Origin of the sequence: Candidatus Dactylopiibacterium carminicum (assembly GCF_014736495.1) — a bacterium.
In the GTDB taxonomy this organism is placed as follows: domain Bacteria; phylum Pseudomonadota; class Gammaproteobacteria; order Burkholderiales; family Rhodocyclaceae; genus Uliginosibacterium; species Uliginosibacterium carminicum.
Map to the genome: position 1 here is coordinate 31,724 of NZ_MDUX01000010.1, position 23,265 is coordinate 54,988.

The following is a 23,265-nucleotide window of genomic DNA, read 5'->3' on the forward strand; positions in this document are numbered from 1 at the left end:
GTTAACAAGGGATGGGTGGCTGTGGCGTGCGCATCACGCCATGTGGCAAGGGAGCTTGGCTGAATCCGTGTCCGGGGCCGTCGTGTAGGCGCAGCCGGGCGCGTTTACAGTGGCCAGTGATCCAGCCAATGCCCCCACAGCGTCCGCCAGCAGTCCCAGTCATGCCTGCCGGGCTGCCAGCGCACGCGTTCGGGTGGCAGCAGGCTGGCGAGCAGCCGCTGGTTGCGCGCGAAGCGGTCTTCGGCTCCGCAGGCGAACCAGACGGGCAGGGTGAGTTTTGCTTGCTGCTCGACCCCAGCCAGCGCCAGAACACGCGTTCGTCACCCAGCTGCGCGGCGGGTGTCTGCGCCCAGGCCTGCGGCCCGCCAGCGGTGTGGATTTCCTTGAGGATGTCGCCGGTGCCGGGATACGGCGCGAGCAGGCACAGACCGGCGAGCTGCGCGGCGTGCGCACTGGCGCAGAGCAGGCCGTTGAAGGCGCCGAGCGAGATGCCGGCGAGCCAGATCTCGCGGTAGCCGGCGGCCTGCGCGGGCACCAGGACTTCGGCGGCCAGCGTGTCGACCACCGTGCGTGCCATCACATGTGTTTGATCGATGCCTGGCAGCCAGACGTCCGTGGCGATGCCGCGCTGGCGCACGGCGGCGATGAAACCCTGGTCGACGTAATCCTGTGGCCTGGCCTGTGCGGGAGGCAGCAGGATCAGCAGGCGGCCGGCCGGGCTGCCGGCCAGCTCGTCACGCAGCATCTGCATGATCGGCGGGGCGGGCGAGGATGGCCGCGCAGAGCAGGGCCAGCGCGGCGCCGGGGCCGACGGTGCAGCCCAGGTACGACAGCACCGGCACCGAGGAGAAGGCGAGCACGCCGAAGCTGCTCACCGTGGTGAGATTGGCCACCACCATCGACACCTGCACCTGGCGTTGCTGTGCCGGGTCCGCGCTGCGCGCGCCAGAATCGAAGAATAGCGTGTAGTTGCGGCCGATGGCCACCACCAGCAATAGGCCGATAAGGTGCAGGATGGTGAGCTGCACACCGGCAGCGAGCAGACCGGCAGCCACCAGCAGCACGGCGCAGGCGAGCGGCGCGACGGCGCGCAGCGCGCGCGGCAGTGAGCGCAGGGCAGCGAAGAGCAGCAGGAAGATGGCGAGCATGCCGAAGCCCACGAGCCGCTTGGCTTCGCCGAGATAGCTGGCGAACAGGCCGGTGGATTCCTCGAGGATGTCGAGCACGATCACGTCCTGCAGGCCGGCCCCGGCCAGCGCGGCCTCCAGCACCGGGAGGTCGATCTCCTCCTGCCCGGCCGGGGCACGCAGCGGCAGCAGTATCAGCACATCCTGCGCACGCTGCACCACCAGCGAGTCGTAGCCCAGCGCCAGGGCCGTACCCTTGAGGTCGGTGCGGCTCAACAGCGGCTGGGTACGGCTGGTCTGCACATCCTCGACGAAGCCTTCCAGCCGTTCCGGGCGTAGCGGTAAATCCCTGGTGGCCGCAGCCAGGTGCGCGCGCAGGTCATCCGCATCCGGCAACGCAGCCTGGCGCGCGGCCTGCAACTGACGGCTGGGCAGGAACTGCGCGGGCGAGGTGAAGCCGCCCAGATGCCCACGGACGACTTCTTCGCGCAGTACCCGGCCCACGGCTTCGGCTGCCTGCAGTGCGGCCTCGGTGTCCGGCGCGGTGAGCGCGGCGATGTAGCGCATGTCCGGCGCGCCCAGTTCGTTGCGCAGGCTCATGTCCAGATCCTGTTCGGCGCGGGTCACCGGGCTCAGCGCATTGAGCTGGCGGTTCCACACGGCGTCGCCCTTGTGCCACAGGAAGCCGGCGGACAGCGCCACGAGCAGCAGTAACAGCGGACGCAGACGGCGACCCTGGGCGAACAGGCCATCGATCAGGCGGGCGAAGCGCCCGAGATCGCGTAGCGTGAGGTGTTGCGGTGCCAGTTGCGGCAGCAGGAAGCGTGCGGTGAGCGCGGCGGCGACCAGGCCGGCCATGGAGAACACGCCCAGTTGCGCCAGCCCCGGGAAGCCGGACACCAGCAGCACGGCGAAGCCGGCCAGCGAGCTTGCCACGCCGAGCGTCACGGTGCGCCAGAAGCGTTTCTCCGGCACGCCGGCGCCGCGCTGGATGAAGAAATAGATGGAGTAGTCGACCGACTCGCCGATCAGCGTGCAGCCGAAGGCCAGCGTGAAGCCGTGCACATTGCCGAAGGCCAGGCTCACGGCGGCGATGCCGGCGAGGATGCCGGTGCCCACGGGCAGCAGGCCCAGGCCCAGCAGGCGCGGCGAGCGGTAGATGGAGAGCAGCAGCAGGATCACCAGCAAGGCGCTGGCGGTGGCCAGCCTGTGGATGTCGCCCTGGATGCGGTCGCGCGAGGCGACGGTGAATACCGCCGTGCCGCTCATCACCAGGCGGCTGTCGGCGGCGCGGTCGGGCAATGTGGCGAAAACCCGTTCGATGCGCGCCAGTGTGTCGGCCACGGCATCGGTATTGGCGCCGTCGGCGGCGAGCTGGATCAGCAGCAGCGCGCGCGTTTCATCGCGCGAGGCCCACACGCCGCCAGCCTGATGCGGCTGGCCCTGGCCGGTGAACTGGTCGAGCAGGGCCAGGGTTTCGCCGCTGGGGTCGCGCGGCAGCAGCCGCTTCAACAGCATGCCGCCGCTGCCGGCCAGCCCTTCCAGACTCTGGCCGATGGCATCGCTCAGCCCCTCGGCGGTGAAACGCTCCGGTGTGACGGCCGGACTGAGCAGATAGCGGTTGTCGAAAGCGTAGGCACGGTCGCGCGCTTCCATGCTGGTCTCGCCATTCAGGACGCCGACGAAGGCCGGGTCCTCGCGCAGCCGCGCCGCCAGGGCACGTGAAAGCTCGCCGCGCTCGGCGACGTCACCGCCTTCGATGCCGACCATCACCAGGCGGGCGATGATGCCGTCGCGCAGCTGTTCGATGAGCATCTGCTGGCGGGCATTCGGTGCCTGCGGCATGAAAGCCGAGAGATCGGCGGCGAAGCGCGTCTGCGTGATCACCGCGATGCACGCGGCGAGCATGCACAGCCACAGCAGCAAGGGGTTGAGCAGGCGCTTCATGGCAGGGGCGTGATCAGCATCTCGGTGCGGTCGCCGTCGGCCATCTCGAATTCGATGCGTTGTACCGCGCCCTGCTCGCCGCTGATGGCTACGCGGGTCAGCAGGCGGTCCATGTCTTCGCTGCGGGGCTGCAGCTCCAGCCGCCATTGCTTGCGCTCGCCACTGAGCTTGACCCAGTAGCTGCGCTCCAGCGCGCGCAGATCGCCGGCCAGCGTGCCGCGGATGCTGTCGACGAAGGCTGCGGCTTCCGGATAGCTGGAAATGCGCACGGTGGTGGCCGGCTTGCCTTCGCGCTCGACGGTGAGCCGGTCGCTGGCCAGCAGCAGGGCCTCGGGCTTCGGTTTGAGCGTGCGCTTTTCCAGGCGATCGGGGGCGGTGAAGGCCAGCGTGCCGGAGGACTCGACCGGCTTGTCCACGATGCCGAGATACTTCTTCTCGACAAAGCTGGCACGACCGGACTTCTGCTGCGCGAGCAGTTGCATCAGTTCGGTCGGTGACCAGGCCTGCGCTGGCAGTGCGAGTACCAGCAGGACGGTGAGCAGGGCGGATCTAAGCGGACGCATCAGGGGAAGACTCCCAGAAATCGAAGAAGTTGAACCAGTTCCAGGGGTTGGCGCGGCAATGACGCTCCAGCGTGGCGACGTAGGCGTGCAGTGCGGCCTCGATGGCGGCTTCACGCGTGGCGCGCGTCACCTGGCTGAAGTCGGCCAGCGGCTCGAAGTGTACGGCGTAACGGTTGCCGCCCTCATGGATGCCGGCCATGAAGAACACCGGCCGGCGCAGCATCGCGGCCATGCGGAACGGGCCGGTGGGAAACTGTGCCGGCGCGCCGAGGAAAGGCAGCGTGAGATGGCGGTCCTGGCCGCTGGCGCGATCGGCGAGGACGCTGATGAGGCCACCTTGCTCCAGCCGGTGGCTGACCTCCAGCATGGTGTCGAGTTGCCCCAGCGGAATGATGTCGGCCATTGCCTGCGGGTTGATCGCGGCCAGTGTGGCGTTGATCTGGCGTGCATTGTCCGGATACATCAGCAGGCTGACCTGGCCTGGGAGGTTTTCGCGCCCGAGTGCGCGCAGGGCTTCGAAACTGCCGAAATGGGCGCCGAAGAGCAAGACGCCGCCCTGCGCGTGCGCGGCATGCAGCGCCGCCGTGCCGGCATGCCGCAGGCGCAGGGCACGCGTGCGGCCGTTGAGCAGGTAGAGGCGGTCGTGGATGCTGCCGGCGAAGCACAGCACATGGCGGTAGAGCTCGAACCCGCGCGCAGGGCGCCCCAGGGCACGGCCGAGATAGGTGCGTGAGGCGCGGCGCGCGGTGCGGGCCGTGAGCAGGAAATACAGCGCGATGAAATACACCACGGGCCGGGTGAGTCTGCGCCCCAGGCGCAGCGACAGCCAGACCATCACGCGCAGCCAGAACAGGCTGCCGCGTTCCTGGTGCTGCATCCAGGCGGGGGGGCCGTTTTCTCCGCTCATACCAGGGTGAAACGCCCGCTGGCGATGCGCCGTTCGCCTGACAGGATCTCGAAACGGGCGCTGTCTTCGCCGAGCTGGAAATCGAGTTGCAGCGCATCCTGCGGCCCTGCCGGGCTGAGGAACTTGGCGGTGGGCAGGCCATTCATCCGGCGCCTGCTGGCGGCTTCGATGGCCTGGCGGGCCAGGGTCAGCAGCACCACGCCGGGCACGATGGGCTGGCCCGGGAAATGGCCGGGCAGGGCGGGGTGCCCGTGCAGCGCGGGCAGGTCTAGGCGCGGCATCAGCCGGCATCCTCGATGTGGGCGCTGATCAGGCCGGCCAGCGCGGTGGCCGTGAGCTTGCCGGTGGCGTTGCGCGGTAGCGCGTCGAGCAGCACGACGGGGCGGGGCAGGAACACCGCATCCACGCGCTGGCGCAAGGCTGTGCGGATTGCCTCGGCCTTCATCCCGGGCGCGACGACGAAGGCTGCCAGGCGCTGCGGCGCGAGCGCGTCGGCATCGTTGCCGGGGAGGCAGAAGGCGCCGTCACGCACGCCGGGAATGGCGCACAGGATGTGATTGAGGTAAGCCAGCGAGCTGCGCTTGCCCGCGATGTTGATCATGTCGGCGTGGCGCCCGACGAGGCGGAAGCGTGCGTCGGGCAAGCGTTCGATCAGGTCGCCCAGCGCAATGCGGCCTTCGACGTGCGCGCCGCTGGCGAAGGTGAAATCGCCTTCCTGCTCCAGATGGATGCCGGCAAAGGGCAACCAGTCGGTTTCCTGTGCCGGCGCCCGCGTGGCGACTTGGCCGGTTTCCGTGGAGCCGTAGATCTCCAGCATCGGCGCAGCCAATGCCTGCTCGGCGCGGATGGCCAGCTCGGCAGGCAGCGGCGCGGTAGCCGAGAGGAGGGCGCCCAGCTTCGGCATCGGCAGCCCGGCATCGAGCAGCGTGCGCAGATGGAAGGGGGTGGTGACCAGCAGGCGCGGTGCGGGCAGGGCGTCCAGCGCGGTGGCCACGTCGGCCGGGAAGAAAGGGCGCTCGCCACACAGGATGCCGCCGCCGAAGAGTGGCAGCAGCACGGTGGATTCCAGCCCGTACATGTGCTGGAAAGGCACCGTGCCGAGCACGGCACAGGCGCCGCCCGCCGTCTGCCAGAGGCGTTGCGCACCGGTCCGGGCGTTGCGGAAGAGCGGCCCGAAATGCTTGGCATGAGGTTGTGGGCGACCTGTGGAGCCGGACGTGAACACACAGGCCACGCGCTGTGTGGCGGGAATCACGGGCAGCGGGGCAGGCGCATCGACGGGGAGCGCTTCCGTGCGGACCTGCAGCCAGGGCAGGCCGAAAGGTGCGTCGGCGTCATCCGAGAGGCAGAGCAGCTCGGGCCAGTCGGCATGTAGCGCGGCGATGTTTTCGGGTGCGGTGGCGTTGGGCAGCAGGCTGGTCGCGCCCCGGCTGATGGCGGCGAGCAGGCCGATGGCGAACAGGTAGCGATCGTTGCAGAGGTTCAGCAGCGGCCGCCCGGCCGGCAGGCGGGTCGCCAGCGCGGCAACCTGTGCCAGCAGCTCGCGGCGCGTGATCGCACGCCCGCGATGGATGGCGCAGACCGTTTCGGGGGCGGCTTCGGGCAGCAGTGGCAGCAGGTCGGGGGCGCTCATGGATCTTGGCGGCCGGCGCGTCCGTGCGCGGACTGCTCGGCGGAGAAGCGTTGCCAAGCACGCACGGTGTCGGCGATGTTGAAGTGGGATTCGCCGGGCAGTGCCCGCAGGCGGATCAGGTATTCACCGGCGAACATCAGCCCCAGCAGCGGTGGCGTGAGCAGGTTGGCGAAAACCGACCAGACTGCTGGTGGAGCAAGCACGAAGAGCAGGATGGAGAGCAGTGCGCTGGCGGCGAAGAACAGCGTCCAGGCCCAGGTGACGAGCCAGGTATAGCGCAGGTAGGCGGGGCTCATCGGCTGGGTGTGCAGCAGGGCTGCGATGCGTGTGCACAGGGCGTCTTCATGTCTGCCGCTGCGTAGCGTACGGCCGAACATCAGGCCGAGCAGACTCATGCTGCCCGCGTGCTGGATGAAATAGACCCAGGCGGCGTTGCTGCGCAGGAATTCGGCCTGCCAGGCAATGGCTGCGAACGCCAGCCCGCACAGGGTGAGCCACAGCACGCGTGGCGGTGTGTGCCAGGCAAGCACGCAGGCGCCTGTGCCGAGCGGGATCAACCCCACGAACAGGCCCAGCAGCGAAGGATTCGCGGAGGCGCTGGTGATGTGCCCCAGCCACAGGTAGGCGGCGCCGAGCACCCCGGCGACGCCCAGGCGCAGCGCCTGCCCCGCTTTCATCAGGTGGTCCGGTGGGCCTGGATGTAGGCTGCGAGGCTGCGCAGCGAGGAGAAGATGCTGAAATTGTCCTCGCTGTCGGCCTTGAGCTGGAAGCCATACCGCTTGGACACCACCAGCGCGACTTCGAGGATGTCGATGGAGTCCAGCCCCAGGCCTTCGCCGAACAGGGCGTCTTCGGGCTGGATCTCGTCGGCGCTGACTTCCAGGTTCAGCGCTTCCACGATCAGGGCGGCGACTTCACGTTCGAGCGCGAGGTCGGGGGTGGCGGAATCGGTCATGACGATAGCGGAAGGTAGGTGGGAAAAGCGCGCGATTATAGCCAACTGTCCTGTCCGGCGGCCCGCCTGGATCTTGTCTGGCGGGCCGCCGGATGGCGTCTGCGTAATGCGCGTAATGGATTACTGGCAGTCGGGGAGCACGCGCACCATGATCACACCCTCGACGGCGCCGAGCTTGGCGACGAGGTCGTCAGAGACTTCGCCGGAGACGTCGATGATGTTGTAGGCGTAGTCACCGCGGTTCTTGTTGATCATGTCGTCGATGTTCAGGCCCGAAGCGCCGATGGCGGCGGTAAGGCTGCTGATCACGTTCGGCACGTTCTTGTTGGCCACGGTGATGCGGGTCTTGCCGGAGGGGGCCAGTTCGCAGGCCGGGAAGTTCACCGAGTTGCGGATGTTGCCGCGCTCCAGGTATTCGCGGATCTGGTCGGCGGCCATCACCGCGCAGTTGTCTTCGGATTCCGGCGTGGAAGCGCCCAGGTGAGGCACGCAGAGGATCTTGTCGACGCCCAGCAGTTCTTCTTCCGGCAGGTCGATCACGTAGCCGGCGATGTGGCCGGAGGCGATGGCAGCCTTGATGGCGGCGTTGTCGACGAGGCCGTTGCGCGAGAAGTTCAGCAGGCGCGCGCCCTTCTTCATGCGGGCGATGCGCTCCTCGTTGAACATGTTCTTGGTGTCTTTGGTGGCCGGCACGTGGATGGTGATGTAGTCCGACTCGGCGATCAGCACATCCAGGCTGGGGGCCTTCTTCACGTCGCGCGACAGGCTCCAGGCTGCGTCCACACTCACGAACGGATCGTAGCCCAGCACGGTCATGCCCAGCGCGGTGGCGGCGTTGGCCACCTTCACGCCAATGGCGCCCAGGCCGATCACACCCAGCGTTTTGCCCTGGATCTCGGGGCCGACGAACTGAGCCTTGCCCTTCTCCACGAGCGGCGGCACGTCCGCGCCCTTGCCCTTGAGCGTGTTGGTCCAGGCGATGCCTTCATACAGGTTGCGCGAGGACATCAGCATCGCGGCAATGACGATTTCCTTCACGCCGTTGGCGTTCGCCCCCGGGGTGTTGAACACCACGATGCCGCGCTCGGAACACTTGTCCAGCGGGATGTTGTTGACGCCGGCGCCAGCACGCGCAATGGCCTTCACGGAGGTCGGGATGTCCATGCTGTGCATGTCGGCCGAGCGCAGCAGGATGCCGTCCGGATTGACGATCTCGGTGGCAGATTCGTAGTTGTCGCGCGGCAGGCGGTTCAGGCCGCAGGCTGCGATCTTGTTGAGCGTCTGGATCTTGAACATCTGGGAGGTTCCTCGAGCTTGGGGTTACGAATGCACCGCCTTGGGGCGCCGCAAAAAACGTCATTGTACGGCCTTGGCCACGCTTGTACTTGAAGGCGCTCAATTTCCGGACGTGGCCGGCAGCTTCCGCCCACTGGCGGTGCCGCCGGCCACGCCGGAGCAGATGCCCACGCGGCGTCAGGGCGCCGTGTGGTGCGTGTGCGAGGCTGCGTGGGCGTGCTGATGGTGGTGCGGGCGATTGCCTTCCGCCACGCTTTCCGGCGTGGGGATCGGCGGGGTGCGCACGAACTGGGGCAGCAGCGAGAACAGGATGAAGCTGCTCAGGCTGACGAGGAAACCCACGAAGTGCGGCAGCCAGAATTCCGTCCAGGCGGGGGCGTTGTCGCCAGCCGTGATGAGTTCCAGCGTGAGCCACACGGCCACGCCCAGCAGCATCGAGACCACGGCACCCTGCGTGGTGGATTTCTTCCAGTACACGCCCAGCGCCAGCGGCACGAAGGCCATCACCAGGGTGACCTTGTAGGCATTCTCGACCAGCCCGTAGATGGAAAGCTCGGTATTCATCGCGATGTAGGTCACCACGGCGGTGAACACCAGCACTACGCCCTGCATGCAGCGCAGGAACTGCTTGTCGCTCAGGTCAGGATTCCAGGCCTTGAGGATGGGGCGCAGCAGATTTTCGGAGAAGGTTACCGAGGGGGCCAGCAGCGTGGCCGAGGCACAACTCTTGATGGCCGAGAGCAGGGCACCGAAGAACATGATCTGCGCGATCAGCGGCACCTGTTCGGAGAGCACCAGCATCGGCAGGATCAGTTGCGGGTCGGTATCCAGATACCGGGCGACGAGATCCGGCGCGATCAGCGTGGCGCAGTAGGCCAGGAACATCGGGATGAAGGCGAACAGGAAGTACAGCGAGCCACCCAGGACCGAGCCCCACATGGCGATATTGGCGCTCTTGGACGATTGCACATGCTGGAATACGTCCTGCTGCGGGATCGAGCCCAGCATCATGGTGATGAGCGTGCCTATGAAGAGCACGATGGCATCCAGGCGGAACTCGGGCAGGAAACCGAACTTGCCCGCCGCCTGCGCATGCTGGATCACCTCGCCGACACCACCCGCGGCACCGCCGATATCCCAGCCGATGTAGAGCAGGCCGATCACGATCACGATCATCTGGATGAAATCGGTGATCGCCACCGACCACATGCCGCCGAACAGCGTGTAGACCAGCACCGAGGCGGCGCCGAGCACCATGCCCAGTTCCTGCGATAGGGCGCCATTGGAGAGGACGAAGAACACCAGCCCCAATGCCTTGATCTGGGCGGCCACCCAGCCCAGGTATGAAATCACGATGGCCACGGTGGTCAGCAGCTCGACGGTTCGTCCGAAGCGCAGTCGGTAATAGTCACCGATAGTGAGCAGGTTCAGCTTGTAGAGCGGCTTGGCGAAGAACAGGCCGACGAGGATCAGGCACAGCGAAGACCCGAAAGGATCCGCCACCACGCCACCCAGGCCCTCCTGCAGGAACGTGGCCGGGATACCCAGCACCGTTTCGGAACCGAACCAGGTGGCAAACACCGTCGCCGTGACCACATGGAAGGGCAAGGCGCGGCCGGCGACCGCATAGTCCGTGGTGTTCTTCACACGCATGGCTGCGTACAGCCCGATGGCGATCGAAATCAGCCAATAAACGATGACGAAGGTGAGCAGCATGATCTCAGGCGGATGGAAAGGCGTGCTGGGCCAAAAAAAACGCGAAATTATATCTGCGCCGCTTTGCTCCGAGGCACCGTCATGGCGATGTAAGACGCAGATTCTTAGGTCTTTTTGTGCATTGTCGGATTGCCCGCTCGATCGGGGGGCGGGAGGCTGGCCATGGCGAGGTGGTAAAGCGCATTCTCCTGTCCGGAAAAGGGACCGCTAAGGATGCGCCCGCGATGCTCCGTGGATCTTCCGAACTATGCTTTTGTATTGAATAGCGCGTGTTGCATGGGCCAGGTTTTCCAGGCGGACGAACGTTCCGATCGGAGGCCTGTCCAGAAAGTCGCCGGCATGGTCGGCTGGTTACCAGGCGCGCAAGGGAATCCGTTTGTGTTTTTGCAATAGCTTTGTTTTATGTTTTGTCTTGTTTTGATAGTTGTTGGGTATTGGGGCCATGGAGGCAATTCAATAGAAAGCCGGCGCCTGTCTCTCTAAGCTGTACGTCAGCCACTCACTTCCAATCCACTAAAAGGAGAAAACCATGAGCAGCGAATCGAAATGCCCGTTCCATGGCGCACGTACCACCGTGAGCGTGCAGTCCAACCAGGACTGGTGGCCCAAACAGCTCAATCTCAACATCCTTCATCAGCATTCGGCGCTATCCAACCCCCTGGGCGAGGACTTCGACTATGCAGAGGAATTCAAGAAGCTCGACTTGGCTGCGGTGAAGAAGGATCTGCAGGCACTGATGACCACGTCGCAGGACTGGTGGCCAGCCGATTTCGGGCATTACGGCCCCTTGTTCATCCGCATGGCCTGGCACAGTGCCGGCACCTATCGCATCGGTGACGGCCGTGGAGGGGCCGGGCGCGGTCAGCAGCGTTTCGCGCCGCTCAACAGCTGGCCCGATAACGTCAGCCTCGACAAGGCGCGCCGCCTGATCTGGCCGATCAAGCAGAAATACGGCAACCGGATTTCCTGGGCCGATCTGATGATTCTCGCCGGCAATGTCGCGCTTGAATCCATGGGCTTCAAGACCTTCGGCTTCGGCGGTGGCCGCGCGGATGTGTGGGAACCGGATCAGGACGTCTACTGGGGCTCCGAGCAGGAATGGCTTGCCACCAGCGACAAGGCCAACAGCCGCTACTCGGGTGACCGCGACCTCGAAGACCCGCTCGCTGCCGTGCAGATGGGGCTCATCTATGTGAACCCGGAAGGGCCGGACGGTAATCCGGACCCCATCGCCGCGGCCCGCGACATCCGCGAGACCTTCGCCCGCATAGCGATGGACGATGAGGAAACCGTCGCCCTGATCGCCGGCGGCCATACCTTCGGCAAGACTCACGGTGCCGGCCCGGCATCCCATGTCGGCGCCGAGCCCGAGGCGAATGGTCTTGAAGCCCAGGGGCTCGGCTGGGCCAACAGTTTCGGTACCGGCAAGGGCGCCGATACGATCACCAGTGGCCTGGAAGTCACCTGGACCACCACGCCTACCAAGTGGAGCAACAACTTCTTCTGGAACCTCTTCGGCTACGAATGGGAACTCACCAAGAGCCCGGCAGGTGCGCATCAATGGATCGCCAAGGGCGCCGGCGCCACCATTCCGCATGCCCACGACCCGTCCAAGCGGCTGGTGCCGACCATGCTCACCACGGACCTCTCGCTGCGCTTCGACCCGGCCTACGAGAAGATCGCCCGTCGTTTCATGGAGAATCCGGACGAGTTCGCCGATGCGTTCGCCCGCGCCTGGTTCAAGCTCACGCACCGTGACCTCGGGCCGAAGAGCCGCTACCTCGGCCCTGAAGTACCTGCTGAAGACCTGATCTGGCAGGATCCTCTCCCCGCACTTGATCATCCGCCGGTGTCCGCCGTCGAAATTGCCGCGCTGAAGGCCAGGGTGCTCGCCTCCGGGCTGTCGGTTTCCGAGCTGGTGTTCACCGCCTGGTCCTCGGCCTCCACCTTCCGTGGCTCCGACAAGCGTGGTGGCGCCAATGGTGCACGCATCCGCCTCGCACCGCAGAAGGATTGGGACGCCAATCAGCCGGAGCAGCTTGCCCGTGTGCTGGGCGTGCTCGAAGGCATCCAGAAGAGTTTCAACGCCGCGCAGACCAATGGCCAGAAAGTCTCGTTGGCCGATCTCATCGTGCTTGCGGGTAACGCCGCGGTGGAAGTGGCAGCCAAGGCTGCAGGGGTCAGTGTGGAAGTCCCCTTCACCCCTGGTCGCACGGATGCCACGCAGGAACTCACCGACGTCGCCTCCTTCGCGCCGCTGGAGCCGCTGGCCGATGGCTTCCGCAACTACCAAAAAGCGGCCTACCGGATCCCTGCCGAGGAGATGCTGGTCGACAAGGCACAGCTGCTCACCCTCACAGCGCCCGAAATGACCGTGCTGATCGGCGGCCTGCGTGTGCTGGGCGCCAATCACGGCGGCTCCAAGGATGGTGTATTCACCGAACGTGTCGGCCAACTGACGAACGACTTCTTCGTCAATCTGCTCGACATGGGCGCCGTATGGCGTCCGGTGGACGACAAGGCGCGGCGCTACGAGGGGCACGGCCGCAATGACGGCAAGCTGAAATGGACCGCCACCCGCGTGGATCTCGTCTTCGGCTCCAACTCGCAGTTGCGTGCGCTGGCTGAGGTCTATGCGCAGGAAGATGCCAGGGAAAAATTCGTGCGTGACTTCGTCGCTGCCTGGACCAAGGTCATGAACCTCGATCGCTTCGATCTGAAGTAATCCGTCGGCGCAAGGCAGGTGTTGCAGGAAACCGGTGATCCGTGTGCGAGCATGGATCACCGGTTTTCATTCCGGCTTTTTGCACGGCGTGATCTGCGAATTCCTGAATCCGGGGAGGGGCGGTTGTGCTAGTCGCCGCGCAGCACGGCCTCGGCGAGGCTTGCACCGAAAGCCGGGGCTGCCGCCGGATTCTTGCCGGTGATGACGCGCCCTTCGATCACTATCGGTGCGTCGAGGTAGCGGGCGCCGCCGGCTTCCAGTGTGGCGATCCATTGCGGATCGGGCCACATTGTGGCCTTGAGTCCTTTGAGCAGGCCGGCATTGGCCAGCACTGGCGGTGCCGCGCACAGGGCCGCGACGATCCGGCCTTGCACGTGAGCCCGCTGGAGCAATGTACGCAGACCGGCGTGCTCCCATAGCAGCTCCTTCGCGCCGGTGCCGCCGATTACCGCGATGGCGGCGTAATCGGCCGCATTGGCCTGTCCGATCAGCAGATCCGCTCTGATTGCGCCGAAGGAATAGCCGGTGGCGGTGGCGGCGTCGCTGGCGACTTCGACCGAGATGCCGGCGGTTTCGAGGGCACGGCGGGTGTTCAGGTATTCGCTTTCCAGATAATTTCGCGAGGCGACCACGAGCAAGACTTTCTTGGTCGGCATGGCTGCGTTGAGCGGCGCGACGAGTCCGCTCCAGCAGACGAGGACGATGAAAAAGCGGATGAGGACCGATTTCATGCTGTGGTTCCTTTCAGAGAGGTGGCATGCATGGGGCATTCACGGGTTCATGCCGATGGCCCGGAGCCAGGTTTCGAAGCTGGCGGGCCAGCTGCGAACGGACTCACTGGCGTTTTCCAGCAGGCCGAAGCCGTGACCGCCACGCAGGGCGACGTGCAGCTCGGCCGCCACCCCCGCCTGATGCAGTGCCTGCCATAGGGCCACATTGCTTTCCGGTGGAACGCGGGCATCGTCGCCCGCGATGAGGATGAAAGTGGGCGGTGCGTTGCGCGAGACCCGGTCGAGAGTGCCCGACGCGCTGTAGGCCAGGCTGGATTCGGGGCGCCCGCCAGCGTCTGCCGGCTGTGCGCGGAAGGCTGCTGCGGCATAGATCAGGGCCACGAAATCGGGCCGGGCACTGAGACCATCGATGGCATCCACCGGGGCGTAGCTGGGGCGGGCGAAGTCCAGCCCTGTCGCTGCGGCGAGATGGCCGCCGGCCGAAAAGCCCATGATGCCGATCCGCTGCGGATCGATGTGCCACTTCTCCGCCTGGCTGCGCAGCAGGCGAACGGCCCGCTGCCCATCCTGCAGGGGCACCAGGCGGCCAGCGCGATGCCCCTCGTCGGGCAGGCGATACTTCAGCACGAATACCGAGAAACCTTTCGCGGTGAGCCACTGCGCCACCGCGACGCCCTCCTTGTCAAAAGCCAGCCTGGTATAGCCGCCCCCGGGCGCCACGATCAGGGCCACCCCGTTGGGTTTGGCGGGCAGAAAGGCGCTCAGGCTAGGGCGGGTGATGCCACTGAACACGCGCTCTGGCCGTTGCGGATCGCCACTGCGATTGACGAGCTGTTCGGTGACGGTGAGCGCTTCGGAGCCCGGTGGTACAGCGGCGCCCCATAAGGGGATTTCTTCATGCGCGAGCAGCGGTGTGGCCATCGCCACGCCGGACAATAGCCAGCTGGCGAGCGCGCAGCCGAGCAGACAACGTGTGCGAAGGAAAGACATGGCCGACTCCTGCCGGGAAGGAAGAAGTCCGTAATGTGCGGCCTTCGCGACGCGGAGACTTGATCGAAACTTGCGTCCTGTCAGTCTTGCCGGCGGCCGAGCGGGCTGACCGGAAGGTACAGGGCGATGCGTCGTTCCTGCGGCGGGTGGAAGTCGCGGACCTGAAGATCCTGTTCCAGCGATGGCCCTTCGCCGAGTGTGCAGTGCAGCTCCGTGCGCAGCCGGGTGGCTAGTGTGGCCATGCATTGATCTCGCTTGGCAGGGTTTATCTCGGCCACGACGTAAAGCCCGCCAGCGTGTGTCACCAGGTCTGCTTCGGCAAGTCGCTGGGGATGCAGCGCCAGGGGCACGAAGTGGCAGAGATCTACGCGCTGGGCAGCATGCTCGGCGAACGGGTGCTCCGGATCATTGCGACGCCAGCCACGCCAGCGGCGGCTGCCTGCGGCAAGACACAGCCAGGCCAGACGCGCCTTGTAGTAGGCGTTATCGCCGTAGGCGCCGGTATAATGGAATTGCCAGACCTTGCGTTCGGCGAGGCGCGTCAGCCACAAGGGCGGGGGCGTTGCGACGTTTGTCTGCAGCAGGCGGAACTGACTTGGAGCGATGCCGAACTGGCGTCTGAAGGCGTGGGAAAACGCTGCATTCGAGTCGTAAGCGGCGGCGAAGGCGATCTGGGTGACGGAGAGCTGCCGCTCGTGGCAGAGCTGTTCGCGTGCGCGCAGCAGGCGCAGACGGCGCACGGTCTGCATCGGGCCTTCGCCGGTACGCGCGCGGTACAGGCGCATGAGATGGGCGGGCGAGAGACAGGCAATGTCGGCCAGATCCTGAACGCGCAGCATGTCTTCGTCCAGGCTGGCACCGATGAAATCCGTGAGGCGCCGGAAACGCGCCTGGCGTTGGCAGAAGGCAGCGAAGTTGAGGGTCATGCTGGCTCCTTGTTGGTGGCGGATCTTGCCGGGGTGTGCAGCCTGCGTCGTTCAGAGCCCCGGATCGCTTTCGTTGTCGCCGCCGAGCGCGGCGTCCACCACGCGCCGGCTCAGGTGCGGGGCGAACATTTCGATGAAGGCGTAGGCGTAGCCACGTAGCCAGGTGTTGCGGGGCAGGCCGATGCGGGTGGTGGATGATTCGAACAGGTGGCTGGCGTCCAGTGCGGCAAGGTCCCGGTCCACGAGCGGATCGAAAGCCATGCTGGCGATGATGCCGATGCCCAGGTCCATATTGACGTAAGTCTTGATCACGTCCGAATCGATGGCCGTGAGCACCACGTTGGGCTTGAGCCCGCGGGCGAGGAAGGCCTTGTTGATGAGGCTGCGGCCGGCGAAGGCGGCATCGTAGGTGATCACCGGGAAGCGGTTGATGGCTTCCAGCGTGAGCGGGCTTTCGCGCAGGATGGGGTGGCCGCGTTTGGCGATCACGCTGCGGTTCCACTGGTGGCAGGGCAGCAGCACGAGGTCGGGCATGTCGGCAGCCGCTTCTGTGGCGATGGCAATGTCTGCCTCTCCGGCGAGTACTTGTTCGCAGATCTGGCGCGGGTTGCCCTGGTGGATGTGTAGTTGCACGCGGGGGTAGCGGCGCATGAAGTCCGCTACGACGCGCGGCAGTGCATAGCGTGCCTGGGTGTGCGTGGTAGCTACGATGAGGCGGCCGCTGTCTTCGTTGCGGAAGTCCGCGCCGACCTGCCGCAGGTTGTCTGCTTCCCGCAGCATGCGCTCGGCAATGGCCATGACCTGCAGCCCCGGCTCGGTGATCGCAACCAGACGCTTGCCGTGGCGCACGAAGATGTCGATGCCGAGTTCCTCTTCCAGCAGGCGGATCTGCTTGGAAACGCCGGGTTGGGAGGTATACAGCGCCTCGGCTGCTTCCGAGACGGAAAGCTTGCGTTTGGAGACTTCCAGGATGTAACGCAGTTGTTGGAGGTTCATGGTGGAATCTGTGTTTTTTTGGATTCTATATCACTAATAGTTTTAAGCAAGCATGCCTTCCCTGGGATGTCTGACTGAAGCAAGGTCTTAAGATGCGGGCATCTTTTCGTATCCCATCCCACCTGACAGGCAGGAAGAAGCTTCATGGATCTGATGTACCCGGTTGCCGGCTTTGCCGTGGGCGCCATCGTCGGTCTGACCGGTGTTGGCGGCGGCTCCCTGATGACTCCCTTGCTGGTGCTGCTGTTCGGTGTGAATCCGGCCGTGGCGGTAGGCACCGATCTCCTCTACGCGGCGGTCACCAAGGCTGGCGGTACGCTGGCACACAGCCTCAGGGGCACGGTGGACTGGCAAATCACGCGCGCGTTGGCGTATGGTTCTATCCCCGGCGCCATCCTGACCCTGCTGACCGTTCATACTTTCTTCCCCGGCGGCCTGGAAGGGGCGAGTAAACTGATCTCCTTTGCCCTGGGAATCGCGCTGTTATTGACCGCGATCTCCCTGGTGCTGCGTCGTCATGTTCAGGCATTCGCGCAGCGTCACGGATTCGGGGCAGACCCGCGCCACACCTTCCGCCTGACGGTGGTGACAGGCGCGGTGCTGGGGATTCTGGTATCCATCTCATCAGTCGGCGCGGGCGCCCTCGGGGTGACCGTGCTGTTCCTGCTGTATCCAGCCTTGCCGGCACACCGCATCGTGGGCTCGGACATCGCGCATGCGGTGCCGCTGACCCTGGTGGCCGGGGCCGGGCACTGGTTGCTGGGCAGCATCGACTGGGTGCTCCTGGGCAGTCTGCTGGTGGGATCCTTGCCGGGAATCTGGCTGGGTAGCCTCGTGGCCGCCCGGGTGCCGGAGCGTGTGTTACGGCCGCTGTTGGCGGTCATGCTGGTGCTGGTGGGTGCCAAACTGATAATGGCGCGCTGATTCAATAGGGAATTTGTAAATGTACCGATACGACGAATACGACCAGCGGATTGTGGATGAGCGCGTTGCGCAGTTCCGCGATCAGACCCGCCGTTATCTGGCGGGCGAGCTCAGTGAAGATGAATTCAAGCCCCTGCGTCTGCAGAACGGCCTCTACATCCAGCGTTATGCCCCGATGCTGCGCGTGGCCGTTCCCTACGGCCTGCTGAACTCGACGCAGGTGCGCAAGCTGGCCTATGTGGCCCGTACCTGGGACAAGGGCTATGCCCACGTCTCCACGCGTCAGAATTTCCAGTACAACTGGCCCGCGCTGAAGGACGTGCCGGACATCCTCGCCGCGCTGGCTTCGGCACAGATGCACGCCATCCAGACTTCCGGCAACTGCATCCGCAACGTGACGACCGACCAGTTCGCCGGTATCGCGCCCGATGAAGTGGTCGATCCGCGGCCGATTTCCGAAATCATCCGTCAGTGCAGCACCTTCCACCCCGAGTTCGCGCTGTTGCCCCGCAAGTTCAAGATCGCCGTGACCGGGGCTCTGGAAGACCGTGCCGTGCTGCAGATGCATGACATCGGCCTGCAGTTGTTCCGGGATGCCGCTGGCGAGTTGCGGATCAAGGTCTGGGTCGGTGGTGGCATGGGGCGTACCCCGGTATTGGGCAGCGTGCTGCATGAAGCACTCCCCTGGCAGCACATCCTGACTTATATCGAGGCCATCGTTCGTGTCTATAACCTGCACGGTCGCCGCGACAATATCTACAAGGCGCGCATCAAGATCCTTGTGAAGGCGCTCGGCATCGAGGAATTTAAACGGCAGGTCGAGGCGGAATGGGCATTCCAGAAGGATGGTCCGAATACGGTCACCCAGGCTGAGCTTGAGCGTGTGGCGAAGAGCTTCACGGCACCCGACTACGAGGCGCTGACTGACAGCGACGCCAGCTTCGACGCCAGGCTCGCCGAAGAGAAGGCCTTCGCCAATTGGGTGAAGCGCTGCGTGCACGCGCACAAGCAGCCGGGCTATCGTGCCGTGACGCTGTCGTTGAAAACCATCGGCATCGCACCCGGCGACATCAGCGACAAGCAACTGGATGCGCTGGCCGATCTGGCCGACAAGTACAGTTTCGGTGAGCTGCGTACCACCCACGAGCAGAACGTGGTGCTCTCCGACGTGAAGCTGGGCGAACTCTTCGCCCTGTGGCAGGACGCGAAGGCGGCCGGGCTGGCGACGCCGAACATTGGCCTCATCACCGACGTCATCTGCTGCCCCGGGGGCGACTTCTGCGATCTGGCCAACGCCAAGAGCATTCCGATTGCGGAGTCCGTGCAGCGGCAGTTCGAAAGCCTGGACTACCAGCACGACATCGGCGATCTGGAGCTGAACATTTCCGGCTGCATGAATTCCTGCGGTCACCATCACGTAGGCCACATCGGTGTGCTCGGCGTCGACAAGAACGACAGCGAGTGGTACCAGGTCAGCATCGGTGGCAAGCAGGGCAATGATGCGAGCATCGGTGAGGTCATCGGTCCGTCCTTTGCTGCGGACGAGGTGGCTGGCGTGGTTCAGCGTCTGATCGATGTCTATGTCGAAAACCGGGAGCCCGAAGAGCGATTCATCGATACGGTGCGCCGCCTGGGCGTGGCTCCGTTCAAGGAACGTGTGTACGCCGATCGCCAGCCGGGCAAGAAGAAAGTGGAGGCCTGAGCATGTCCAACCTGATCAAGCTGAATGCGGGCGTTGCCGCCATCGTGGCGGATGACGCATGGCAGATCGTGCATCTGCCAGCGGCTGAGGCCGAAGTGAAGAAACAGGCCGGCAAGGTCGTGCTGTTCAAGCTCACCGGCGCGGAAAGCGCGACGGCGGAGCAGATCGCCGCCACCGAAGTACCGGCAGGCAAGGTGGTATTGCCGCTGAGTGTTTGGCTAGCACGCAAGGCGGAGTTTGCGGCGCGCGTGGCGGCCGGTGAGGTCGGCGTGTGGCTGGAAACCCACGAACTGGTCGAAACCCTGGCCGCCGACCAGCCGGACTTGAACGTTTTCCCGCTGATTGCCGTTTTCATCGAGCGCTTTGCCGATGGCCGCGCCTATTCCATGGCGGCACTGTTGCGGACACGTTATGGCTTCAAGGGCGAATTGCGCGCCCTCGGGGATGTGCTGCGTGATCAGCTCTTCTTCATGAAGCGCTGCGGCTTCGATGCCTACCAGATCCGCGCCGATCGCTCCGCGCAGGACGCACTGGCGTCACTGAACGATTTCTCCGAGCCCTATCAGGCCGCTGTGGTGGTGGATCAGCCTGTCTGGCGGCGTCATGCGCGAAGCTGAAATGGTGGAAAGCGTTTCGCTGTTGCAACCGCGTTTCGTCAATCCGGCGACCAACCCGATGATCGATGAAGTGCTGCGCGCCAATCTCGCCGTCAAGCGGGCGAATGCCGTGGAGTTGCTGCACGCCGCCGTCGAGGAATTCGGCAAGGTCGGTGGTGAAGTGACCTTTGCCAACAGTTTTGGCGCCGAAGACATGGTGCTCACCGACCTGATCCTCAAGGAAGGTCTGCCGATCGAGATCTTCTCGCTGGATACCGGGCGCCTGCCCGCCGAAACCTATACGTTGATCGGTGAGGTGGAACAGCACTACGGTACGCGGCTGAAGGTGTTCTTCCCCGAAAGTGGTGCGGTCGAGCAGTACGTGCGTACGCACGGCATCAACGCCTTTTACGACTCCGTTGAGTTGCGCAAGGCTTGCTGCGCGGTGCGCAAAGTTGAACCGCTGCGGCGCGCGCTGGCCGGCAAGAAGGCCTGGATCACCGGCATGCGTGCGGCACAGAGCGCCACTCGTACCGATCTGCCGACGCGCCAGTTCGACGAGGGCAACGGCCTCGAGAAGTACAACCCGCTGGCCGACTGGAGCGAGAAAGAAGTGTGGGCCTACATCCGCATCCACGGCGTGCCCTACAACGCCCTGCACGACCAGTTCTATCCCAGCATCGGCTGCGCACCCTGCACCCGCGCCATCACTATCGGTGAAGACATCCGCGCTGGCCGCTGGTGGTGGGAGAACCCGGACAGCAAGGAATGCGGGCTGCATAAAAAGTGACTAGGGGATATTTTGATATATCGAAGGGCGTGGGTGTTGCGGATTTTCTTCCCTGAGATAAATGGAAGGACACTCCAAAGTAAAGAAATTCTACGGAAAAGCTTGATCACTGGATCGTCGACGATACTCGTTGCTGCCGTTTTGTCCTTGTGTCTTGCTCCAGTGACGGCTGTGATAGGTGGTAAAAATCTTGATTCAATCTTTGAGTCCATTGTTTCTCCTGGATTTTCGTCGGTCTTCCTTGTGCTATTTACATTTGCGATGTTGGTTAGCCGGCTGTTTCGCTCTGCCGGGCTGGCTTTAATTGATGAAGTTGAGACGGAGAGAGCCTTTCAGGCCTTTCGGGTCAAACATAAAAGAAGACGCTGAGAATGTCTGCATTCACAAAACAAACCCTTTCCCACCTCGACTGGCTGGAAGCCGAGGCGATCCACATCATGCGCGAGGTCGCTGGCCAGTGCGAACGCCCGGTGCTGCTGTTCTCCGGCGGCAAGGATTCCATCTGCATGCTGAGGATTGCCGAGAAGGCCTTTCGCCCGGGCAAGTTCCCCTTCCCGCTGATGCACATCGATACCGGCCACAACTACAGGGAAGTGGTCGACTTCCGTGACCGCCGCGCCGCTGAACTGGGCGAACGCCTGATCGTGCGCTCGGTGGAGGACTCCATGAAGCGTGGCACCGTGGTGCTGAAGTCCGCGGACGAATCGCGCAATAAGCATCAGGCCGTGACGCTACTCGAAGCGATCGCCGAATTCGAATTCGACTGCTGTATCGGTGGGGCACGCCGGGATGAGGAAAAGGCCCGTGCCAAGGAACGCGTGATGAGCTTCCGCGACGAATTCGGCCAGTGGGATCCGAAGAACCAGCGTCCCGAGCTGTGGAGCCTGTACAACGCCCGCGTGCACAAGGGCGAGAACATCCGCGCCTTCCCGATCAGCAACTGGACCGAGATGGACGTCTGGCAGTACATCGAGCGCGAGCAGCTCGAACTGCCGTCGATCTACTTCGCCCACCAGCGTCCGGTGGTCATGCGTGGCGGCGCCATCATGCCGGTCAACGTCACGCTGGCCAGTGGTGAAGTGCTGAACCAGCCCAAGGCCGGTGAAGAGATCATCGACCTGCAGGTTCGCTTCCGTACCGTCGGTGACATCCCCTGCACGGCACCGGTGCCCTCGGACGCCGATACGGTCGAGAAGATCGTCGTCGAGACGGCCAGTACCACGATCACCGAACGCGGCGCCACCCGTCTGGATGACCAGACTTCGGAAGCCTCGATGGAACAGCGCAAGAAGGAAGGCTACTTCTGATCGGCTGGCCGACAGAATGTACAGAACGGAATCAGAACATGTCTGCACACGAAAACATCACCGACAACGGCCTCCTCCGCTTCATGACCTGCGGCAGCGTGGATGACGGCAAGAGCACGCTGATCGGCCGCCTGCTGTACGACACCAAGACCATTCTGGTCGACACGCTCTCGGCCATCGAGAAAACCTCGAAGAAGCGTGGCATGGAAGCTGTGGATCTCTCACTGCTCACCGACGGCCTGCAGGCCGAGCGCGAGCAGGGCATCACCATCGACGTGGCCTATCGTTACTTCTCCACCGGCACGCGCAAGTACATCATCGCCGACGCGCCAGGCCACGAGCAGTACACCCGCAACATGGTGACGGCAGCCTCCACGGCCAACCTCGCCATCATCCTCATCGATGCGCGCAAGAGCGTGCTGACGCAAACCCGACGTCATAGCTACCTGGCGCATCTGGTGGGCATCCCGCATATCGTGGTGGCGGTCAACAAGATGGATCTGATCGACCATGATCAGGCCCGCTTCGATGCCATCGTCGCCGAGTACAAGGCCTTCGTCGAAAAGATGGGGCTTTTCAGCGATGGTCGCGCGCTGCGGTTCATCCCGATGTCCGCACTGAAGGGCGACAACATCGTCGACAAGTCCGATGTCATGGATTGGTATCAAGGGCCGACACTGCTGGAACTCCTTGAAACCGTGCCCGGTTCGCACGCGGAACGTCCGGAAGCCTTCCGCTTCCCGGTGCAGTTCGTGTGCCGCCCGCAGGATTCCGCCAACCCCGAGCTGCACGACTATCGTGGCTTCCAGGGGCGCATCGAATCCGGCTCCGTGAAGGTCGGCGATCTGCTGACCGCGCTGCCCGGTGGTCGTGAGAGCCGCGTGAAAGCCGTACAGATCGGCGGAGTGGATATCGCCGAAGGCATTACCGAACAATCCGTGACCATTCTGCTGGAAGACGAGATCGACATCTCGCGCGGTGACATGCTGGTGAAGGCCGGCGAAGTGCCCGAACAGAAGAAGGAAATCGAAGCGATGCTGTGCTGGCTCTCCGAGACGCCGTTGTCTCCCGCCCGCACCTACCTGATCCGCCACACCACGCGCACCACCAAAGCCAAGCTCACGGGCGTGGCCTTCAAGGTCGACGTCAATTCGCAGGAGCATGTGGATGCCACGCAACTGGCGATGAACGATATCGCCAGGGTCGGCTTCAAGCTTGCCCAGCCTGTGTTTGCCGACGCCTATACCGCGAACCGCGCCACGGGGGCTTTCATCGTCATCGATGAGAGCAACAACAACACCGTCGGCGCCGGCATGATTCTCTGATCGTGACACATGCATGCTGCGCAGCGGCTGACGGGAAACGCCAGGCCTGCGCTGCATCGACATGACCGGGGAATGCCCGTGCTGGAGATTCTGGTACGAAAGGCGTAAG

At 64.4% G+C, this 23,265-nt stretch carries 21 protein-coding genes; 7 read left to right on the forward strand and 14 right to left on the reverse strand.

Annotated elements, in window-relative coordinates:
- Position 1: 1 nt before the first annotated feature.
- From BGI27_RS04710 to BGI27_RS04755, 10 genes are all read right to left on the reverse strand, one after another.
- The gene (locus BGI27_RS04710) at positions 2-751 is read right to left on the reverse strand and encodes an alpha/beta hydrolase (protein ID WP_223871605.1); all 750 of its coding nucleotides are present in this window, start codon (positions 749-751) and stop codon (positions 2-4) included.
- Entirely contained in the window at positions 735-3,074 is a 2,340-nt protein-coding gene (locus BGI27_RS04715; protein WP_095523746.1) for an MMPL family transporter, read from the reverse strand. Before BGI27_RS04715 ends, BGI27_RS04710 begins: the two co-directional genes overlap by 17 nt.
- Complete coding sequence (locus BGI27_RS04720) at positions 3,071-3,637, reverse strand: outer membrane lipoprotein carrier protein LolA (protein ID WP_095523747.1); 567 nt, start codon at positions 3,635-3,637, stop codon at positions 3,071-3,073. The genes BGI27_RS04715 and BGI27_RS04720 overlap by 4 nt, the downstream gene beginning before the upstream one ends.
- Entirely contained in the window at positions 3,624-4,544 is a 921-nt protein-coding gene (locus tag BGI27_RS04725) for an LpxL/LpxP family acyltransferase (protein WP_095523748.1), read from the reverse strand. The genes BGI27_RS04720 and BGI27_RS04725 overlap by 14 nt, the downstream gene beginning before the upstream one ends.
- Positions 4,541-4,825 carry an ApeI family dehydratase gene (locus BGI27_RS04730; RefSeq protein ID WP_095523749.1) on the reverse strand — a complete coding sequence of 95 codons (285 nt, stop codon included), beginning with the start codon at positions 4,823-4,825 and terminating at the stop codon, positions 4,541-4,543. The genes BGI27_RS04725 and BGI27_RS04730 overlap by 4 nt, the downstream gene beginning before the upstream one ends.
- On the reverse strand, positions 4,825-6,177 hold the full coding sequence (locus BGI27_RS04735; protein ID WP_095523750.1) for an AMP-binding protein: 1,353 nt from the start codon (positions 6,175-6,177) through the stop codon (positions 4,825-4,827). The genes BGI27_RS04730 and BGI27_RS04735 overlap by 1 nt, the downstream gene beginning before the upstream one ends.
- Positions 6,174-6,854 carry a COG4648 family protein gene (locus BGI27_RS04740; protein WP_095523751.1) on the reverse strand — a complete coding sequence of 227 codons (681 nt, stop codon included), beginning with the start codon at positions 6,852-6,854 and terminating at the stop codon, positions 6,174-6,176. The genes BGI27_RS04735 and BGI27_RS04740 overlap by 4 nt, the downstream gene beginning before the upstream one ends.
- Positions 6,854-7,132 carry a phosphopantetheine-binding protein gene (locus BGI27_RS04745; RefSeq protein WP_095523752.1) on the reverse strand — a complete coding sequence of 93 codons (279 nt, stop codon included), beginning with the start codon at positions 7,130-7,132 and terminating at the stop codon, positions 6,854-6,856. Before BGI27_RS04745 ends, BGI27_RS04740 begins: the two co-directional genes overlap by 1 nt.
- A 120-nt stretch (positions 7,133-7,252) precedes the next feature.
- Positions 7,253-8,428, reverse strand: coding sequence for a phosphoglycerate dehydrogenase (locus BGI27_RS04750; protein ID WP_095523753.1), 1,176 nt, complete (start codon positions 8,426-8,428; stop codon positions 7,253-7,255).
- Positions 8,429-8,605: 177 nt separating this feature from the next.
- Complete coding sequence (locus BGI27_RS04755) at positions 8,606-10,144, reverse strand: high affinity choline transporter 1 (protein ID WP_095523754.1); 1,539 nt, start codon at positions 10,142-10,144, stop codon at positions 8,606-8,608.
- A gap of 529 nt (positions 10,145-10,673) precedes the next feature.
- On the opposite strand from BGI27_RS04755, the gene katG reads away from it, so the two are divergent.
- The gene (gene katG / locus BGI27_RS04760; protein ID WP_095523755.1) at positions 10,674-12,869 is read left to right on the forward strand and encodes a catalase/peroxidase HPI; all 2,196 of its coding nucleotides are present in this window, start codon (positions 10,674-10,676) and stop codon (positions 12,867-12,869) included.
- Between the two features lie 128 nt (positions 12,870-12,997).
- Here katG and BGI27_RS04765 read toward each other — a convergent pair whose 3' ends face one another.
- From BGI27_RS04765 to cysB, 4 genes are all read right to left on the reverse strand, one after another.
- The gene (locus BGI27_RS04765; RefSeq protein WP_170942917.1) at positions 12,998-13,600 is read right to left on the reverse strand and encodes a DJ-1/PfpI family protein; all 603 of its coding nucleotides are present in this window, start codon (positions 13,598-13,600) and stop codon (positions 12,998-13,000) included.
- Positions 13,601-13,639: 39 nt separating this feature from the next.
- Entirely contained in the window at positions 13,640-14,590 is a 951-nt protein-coding gene (locus BGI27_RS04770; RefSeq protein ID WP_170942916.1) for an alpha/beta hydrolase, read from the reverse strand.
- An 80-nt stretch (positions 14,591-14,670) separates the two neighbouring features.
- On the reverse strand, positions 14,671-15,516 hold the full coding sequence (locus BGI27_RS04775) for a helix-turn-helix transcriptional regulator (RefSeq protein WP_095523758.1): 846 nt from the start codon (positions 15,514-15,516) through the stop codon (positions 14,671-14,673).
- A 51-nt stretch (positions 15,517-15,567) separates the two neighbouring features.
- Positions 15,568-16,512: an HTH-type transcriptional regulator CysB gene (gene cysB / locus BGI27_RS04780; protein ID WP_095523759.1), complete on the reverse strand. Its 945-nt coding sequence runs from the start codon at positions 16,510-16,512 to the stop codon at positions 15,568-15,570.
- Positions 16,513-16,656: 144 nt separating this feature from the next.
- On the opposite strand from cysB, the gene BGI27_RS04785 reads away from it, so the two are divergent.
- From BGI27_RS04785 to BGI27_RS04810, 6 genes are all read left to right on the forward strand, one after another.
- Complete coding sequence (locus tag BGI27_RS04785; RefSeq protein WP_095523760.1) at positions 16,657-17,436, forward strand: sulfite exporter TauE/SafE family protein; 780 nt, start codon at positions 16,657-16,659, stop codon at positions 17,434-17,436.
- A 19-nt stretch (positions 17,437-17,455) separates the two neighbouring features.
- Positions 17,456-19,138, forward strand: coding sequence for a nitrite/sulfite reductase (locus BGI27_RS04790; RefSeq protein ID WP_095523761.1), 1,683 nt, complete (start codon positions 17,456-17,458; stop codon positions 19,136-19,138).
- Positions 19,139-19,140: 2 nt separating this feature from the next.
- A complete protein-coding gene (locus BGI27_RS04795) occupies positions 19,141-19,755 on the forward strand; it encodes a DUF934 domain-containing protein (protein WP_095523762.1) in 615 nt (204 codons plus the stop codon).
- A 1-nt stretch (position 19,756) separates the two neighbouring features.
- Complete coding sequence (locus BGI27_RS04800) at positions 19,757-20,524, forward strand: phosphoadenylyl-sulfate reductase (protein ID WP_095523788.1); 768 nt, start codon at positions 19,757-19,759, stop codon at positions 20,522-20,524.
- A gap of 371 nt (positions 20,525-20,895) precedes the next feature.
- Positions 20,896-21,831, forward strand: coding sequence for a sulfate adenylyltransferase subunit CysD (gene cysD / locus BGI27_RS04805; RefSeq protein WP_095523763.1), 936 nt, complete (start codon positions 20,896-20,898; stop codon positions 21,829-21,831).
- Positions 21,832-21,869: 38 nt separating this feature from the next.
- Entirely contained in the window at positions 21,870-23,156 is a 1,287-nt protein-coding gene (locus BGI27_RS04810; protein WP_095523764.1) for a sulfate adenylyltransferase subunit 1, read from the forward strand.
- The last annotated feature ends 109 nt before the right edge of the window (positions 23,157-23,265 follow it).